Source organism: Microbacterium sp. (assembly GCF_041641055.1).
Taxonomy (GTDB): Bacteria; Actinomycetota; Actinomycetes; order Actinomycetales; family Microbacteriaceae; genus Microbacterium.
Window position 1 is genome coordinate 1 of record NZ_JBEPZB010000058.1, and the last position, 5,142, is coordinate 5,142.

Sequence of the window (5,142 nt, forward strand, 5' to 3'; positions counted from 1 at the left end):
GCGTTCGGCGGGTACAAGCAGTCGGGCGTCGGTCGCGAGAACCACAAGATGATGCTCGACCACTACCAGCAGACCAAGAACCTCCTGGTCTCGTACGCAGAAGGCCCGATGGGCTTCTTCTGAGCTCGACCTCCGGGCGGGCGCTGCACCGGCAGCGCCCGCCCGGAATCACCTTCAGGAAGGCTCGGACCATGGTCAGCATCGGCACCTACCAGCGGGTCGACGTGACGGATGCTGCGGCATCCCTCGTCCGTGACCTCACCGTGCAGCACGGACCTCTGATGTTCCACCAGTCGGGAGGATGCTGCGACGGTTCGTCGCCCATGTGCTACCCCGTCGGGATGTTCATCACCGGGCCCAGCGACGTGTTGCTCGGTGCCCTCGATGTGGGGCTCGACGCCCCCGTCGAGGTCTTCATGTCGGAATCGCAGTTCGAGTACTGGAAGTACACGCACCTCACCATCGACGTGGTGCCGGGCCGGGGTGCCGGCTTCTCGGTGGAGGGCCCCACAGGGATGCGGTTCCTGATCCGCTCCCGGATGCTGAACGACGCGGAGCTGGAGTACTTCGGATTGGCGCCCTCGGCGGGCTAGACCTCCCGTCGTCAGTAGACCATCCCCATCGCCGCGCGCACCTCGTCCAAGGTGCTCTCCGCGATCGCGTTCGCGCGCGCATTCCCCTCCCGGATCACGGCTGCGGCGTCGGACACCGTGAGCGATGAGCGCTGGGCCCGATGGTCGGCGAGGAACTCGTTCACCGCCTCGGTGGCGAGGCGCTTGAGCGCACCGGCACCTGCAGCGCCCACCTCGTCTGCGATCTCCTCCGGGGTGCGGCCGAGCACTGTGGCGGCCGTGGCGAGCAGCCCTGATACTCCGGGCCGATTCGCGGGGTCGTAGGTGATCGTGCGCTCCGAATCGGTGGGGGCGCGACGGATGGCGTCGGCGGTCTCGTCAGCCGTCATGCCGAGCGCGATGGCGTTCCCGTAGCTCTTCGACATCTTGCGCCCGTCGAGCCCGGGGAGCTCGGGAGTGTCGGTGACGAGAGCGGCAGGCTCCGGGAAGACGTCGCCGTATCGCTCGGCGAATCGACGCGCGATGGTGCGCGTCATCTCGACGTGCGGCAGGTTGTCCTTCCCCACCGGAACGAGGTTGCCCTTGCAGAACAGGATATCGGCTGCTTGGTGGACGGGATAGGTGAGCAACAGCCCGCTCAGCGATCGTCCGGATGCTGCCAGCTCCGCCTTGACCGTCGGGTTGCGGTGCAGTTCGACCTCGGTGACCAGGCTGAGGAAGGGGAGAAGGAGTTGGTTGAGGGCCGGCACGGCCGAGTGGGTGAAGATGGTGGTCGAGGTCGGATCCAGGCCGGCAGCGAGATAGTCGAGAACCGCGCCGTAGACGGCGCCGCGCACGTCGCCGGCCGAATCGCGGTCGGTGATCACCTGGTAGTCGGCCAGGATGACGAACGTCTCGACACCGGCATCCTGCAATCGCACACGTTCGCGGATCGTGCCGAAGTAGTGACCGAGGTGAAGCTGTCCGGTTGGGCGTTCGCCCGTCAGCACGCGATATCTCTCGGGATGCTGCGCGATCGATCCCCGAAGGTCGGGCATGCGAGCGAGGGTTGCGGCGTACGAGTCCATGTTCTGCTCCTGATTCGAAAGGAGCTGCACGGACATGGTGCTGCGAACGGGTCGCGGGCTGCCGTGCAGCCCGCGCGAGAATGCGTTACGGCTGCTCCGGCAGCCACCACGACGAAACGGTGAAACGCATGGGTCGAGGATAGTGTCGTTCCGCGTTCGAAGCGAGTCCGGAGCGCACGCTGTGGCGGGGATCGTGACAGACGAGCGCCTGAGAACATGTGTTCCGGAATGCGATTCGGCGGAGCCGACGAGGAGCGCTCCGTCTTGTAGACTGTGTATGCAGGCCCGCCCCACTCTCGTGGAAAGGCGGGTCTCGCTGTCTGTCAGGCCATGTCGATCGGATCCCCCGAGCGGATTCAAATGTCTGAGGTAGTCGCCGTACCAGGTCCACGCGAACTCATTGCCCGCGTGAGGGTTCAGGTGAGTAAACCCGGACCAGGCGACGATGTCCGCGATCTGAGTCCATTGAGACCGTCGAGAACTGTGGAACATCGGATCCTCGATGATCCGACGCGTGGAAAGGCTCAATGCCCGGTGCGCGCTGTAGTAGATGGGATCAGTTCCATCTCCGTCCATCCCGACGATCCCGAAGTCGTGCGAAGCGTGCAATTGCGAATCCCACAGGGCGACAAGGGATGAGTACACAGCTTCACGGTCTTGATTGATCGCCTTGTTTCGAAGGGGCGACCGCTTGAAACACACACCGATCTCGATGTGCGGGCAATCGCGCACCGCTTCGAGACATCGCAACGCGACCTCGCGTCCGAAGGGCTTCCAGAGAGTCACACCATTCCTCACGAAGCGAGAAGGTGGTGTCGAGGAGACACGGCCGCGGCCGTTGACGAGCGCAGTCGTGTGCAGTTCCTCTGATGTCGGAATTCCGTAGTCCGCGACAAGTCTCTTGCGAAACGTCAGCCAGTACGCGAGCACGGCGTCCCAGCGTGCGACCGCGAGCTCGATCCATCCGTAGACGATCCATCCGTCGTCGAGATTGCCAGAATCGTCCGCGTAGAACATGTGTGAAATCGGTCCCGCCACCCGGAAACCGTATCTGCGTGCCCCGGGCGATCGAGCGGCCAGCGAGAGCTGGTGGACGGAATACCGGAACTGGATTTCAGATCCATCGTCGCGAAACGAAAGGCTGAACGGGACTCAGCGGGGGAGTCGCGGAACCGCGTCGACCAGCGCCCGCGTGTACGGGTCCTGAGGTGCGTGCAGCACGGATGCGGTGGCGCCCTGTTCGACGACGCGACCGTCCTGCAGCACGACCGTGCGGTCGCAGGCCGAGGCGATCGCGGTGAGATCGTGCGACACCATCACCAGGGACAGACCGTTCTCACGCCGCAGCCGGTCGAGCAGTTCGAGCACCTGCACGCGAGTGGTGACGTCGAGGGCGCTCACCGGCTCATCCGCGAGCAGCACGCGGGGACGCGAGACGACGGCCCGGGCGATCGCGATGCGCTGGCGCTGCCCGCCCGAGAACTCATGCGGGTAGCGGCGGGCGGTGTCGGCGGGGAGTCCGACGGACCTGAGCGCTTCCGCGACGCGACGCTCGGCGTCGGCTCCGGAAGCCAGGCGCAGCGACCGCAGGGGCTCTGCGATGATGCGGTCGATGCGTTGACGAGGGTCGAGCGACGAATACGGGTCCTGGAACACCGGCTGCACGCTCCCCCGGAACCGCCGCATCTGGGCACGGTCGCGCAGCGACAGGGGGGCACCGTCGAACAGCACCTGACCGTCGCGCGGCGCCGCGAGTCCGAGCAGCAGCCGCAGGATCGTCGACTTGCCCGCGCCCGACTCGCCCACGAGACCGAGCGAGTCACCCTCGTCGAGGCTCAGTGAGATGTCATCGAGCACCCGGCGCGATCCGTAGGCGAAGCCGGCACCGCGGAGTTCGAGGAGGCTCATGCGCCCGCCTCCTTCGCGTCGAGGTACGCGTCGAGCGACCGGGCGCTGTCGACCAGCATCCGCGTGTACGCCTCCGCCGGACGTTGCAGCACCTCAGCGACCGCGCCCTCTTCGACGACCACCCCATCGCGCAGCACGACGATCCGATCGACCATGCGCGAGACGACGGCGAGATCGTGGCTGATGAACAGCAGCGCCATGCCGCGGTCGGCGACGAGCCGTTCGAGCAGCGCCAGCACGGCATCCTGCACGGTCACGTCGAGCGCCGTGGTGGGCTCGTCCGCGATGAGCAGCTGCGGCCGGGCGGCCAGGGCGATGGCGATCGCCACACGCTGGCGCTGACCGCCGGACAGCTCATGCGGGTAGGCGCGGGCGATGCGCGGGTCGGTGAGAGAGACCTCGTCGAGCGCAACCGCGACGGCCGAGCGCAGCTCCGCGCCGCGGAGGCCGAGATGACGACGCAGCGGCTCGGCGATCTGCCGCCCCACCCGCATCAGCGGGTCGAGCGCGGTGAGCGGCTCCTGGAACACGATCTGGGCGACCGGTCCGCGCAACGGCCTCAGGTCGGCATCCCGAGTACCGACGACCTGATGCCCGTCGAGCAGCACGGAGCCGGACGGCACGAGAGAGTCCGCCAGCAGACCGGTGACGGCGAGGGAGGTGAGCGACTTGCCCGACCCGGACTCGCCGATCAGTCCGAGACGCTCGCCCGCCTGCAGAGTGAACGAGACATCGCGCACGAGAGCCCCGGATCCGGAGCGCACGGTGAGGCCTGAGACGTCGAGAATGCTCATCGGCTCCTCCTGCGGGTGGGGTCGGCGAGATCTCGCAGACCGTCGGCGAGGAAGTTGACTCCGAGCACGAGCGCGATGATCACGATGCCGGGGGCGATCGCCCCGACGGGTGCCACGAGCACGGTGCCCTGCGCCTCCTGCAGCATCCGCCCCCACGAGGCGTTGGGCGGGGGAGCGCCGAGTCCGAGGTACGACAGGCTCGCCTCCGCGAGCACGGCCGCGCCGAACTGCAGCGCGAGGCTGACGGCGAGGGTCGGGGCGATGTTCGGCAGCACGTGCTGCGCGATGATCCCCCATACCGAGGTCCCGCTCGTGCGTGCGGCGGTGATGTACTGCTCCTGCAGCACGCGGCGCGACAGGATCCGGGTGAGCCGCGCGACGACCGCCGACATCGCCAGTCCGATCGCGAGCACGGCCGACCACAGCGATGCGCCCTGCACCGCGACGACGAGCATCGCGAGCAGAAGTACAGGGAACGCGATCACGACGTCGAGTCCGGCGGAGAGCGTGTCATCGACCCAGGGGCGCGAGAAGGCGGCGATCAGACCGATGATCACTCCGAGCACGGCGGCGATCGCGACCGAGCAGATGCCGACGATCAAGGCGATCCGCGCACCCCACATGAGCTGCGAGAGCAGGTCGCGTCCGAGTCGATCGGTGCCGAGCAGGTGCAGGGCGCTCGGCCCCTCGAGACGACTTCCACTCGTGTCGGCGAGCGGATAGGGGAGCCAGAACAGCGACACCAGCGCGATGAGCACGATGATGCCGGTGAGCACGAGCCCGATCAGCAGGGTCGCCTTC

6 protein-coding genes and 1 pseudogene are annotated in these 5,142 nt (G+C 67.2%); 2 read left to right on the forward strand and 5 right to left on the reverse strand.

Going from position 1 to position 5,142, the window contains the following annotated elements:
* Positions 1 to 123 (forward strand): aldehyde dehydrogenase family protein (locus ACESK8_RS17795; RefSeq protein WP_372969826.1); only part of this gene is annotated, 123 nt, incomplete at its 5' end.
* Between the two features lie 68 nt (positions 124 to 191).
* A complete protein-coding gene (locus ACESK8_RS17800; protein ID WP_372969822.1) occupies positions 192 to 593 on the forward strand; it encodes a DUF779 domain-containing protein in 402 nt (133 codons plus the stop codon).
* Positions 594 to 604: 11 nt separating this feature from the next.
* Here ACESK8_RS17800 and trpS read toward each other — a convergent pair whose 3' ends face one another.
* From trpS to ACESK8_RS17825, 5 genes and pseudogenes are all read right to left on the reverse strand, one after another.
* A complete protein-coding gene (gene trpS / locus ACESK8_RS17805) occupies positions 605 to 1,639 on the reverse strand; it encodes a tryptophan--tRNA ligase (RefSeq protein ID WP_372969827.1) in 1,035 nt (344 codons plus the stop codon).
* Positions 1,640 to 2,080: 441 nt separating this feature from the next.
* Positions 2,081 to 2,656 (reverse strand): annotated as a pseudogene (locus ACESK8_RS17810) (DUF3800 domain-containing protein); the annotation flags it as partial.
* A 135-nt stretch (positions 2,657 to 2,791) separates the two neighbouring features.
* Entirely contained in the window at positions 2,792 to 3,547 is a 756-nt protein-coding gene (locus ACESK8_RS17815; protein WP_372969823.1) for an ABC transporter ATP-binding protein, read from the reverse strand.
* Entirely contained in the window at positions 3,544 to 4,341 is a 798-nt protein-coding gene (locus ACESK8_RS17820; RefSeq protein ID WP_372969824.1) for an ATP-binding cassette domain-containing protein, read from the reverse strand. Before ACESK8_RS17820 ends, ACESK8_RS17815 begins: the two co-directional genes overlap by 4 nt.
* A partial coding sequence (locus ACESK8_RS17825) for an ABC transporter permease (protein WP_372969825.1) occupies positions 4,338 to 5,142 on the reverse strand: 805 nt, incomplete at its 5' end. The genes ACESK8_RS17820 and ACESK8_RS17825, both read right to left, overlap by 4 nt.

Coding starts and splice junctions, on each gene's coding strand:
- ACESK8_RS17815 (WP_372969823.1), bottom strand. CDS start 3,547: ATGAGCCTCCTCGAACTCCGCGGTGCCGGCTTCGCCTACGGATCGCGC.
- ACESK8_RS17820 (WP_372969824.1), bottom strand. CDS start 4,341: ATGAGCATTCTCGACGTCTCAGGCCTCACCGTGCGCTCCGGATCCGGG.
- ACESK8_RS17800 (WP_372969822.1), top strand. CDS start 192: ATGGTCAGCATCGGCACCTACCAGCGGGTCGACGTGACGGATGCTGCG.
- trpS (WP_372969827.1), bottom strand. CDS start 1,639: ATGGACTCGTACGCCGCAACCCTCGCTCGCATGCCCGACCTTCGGGGA.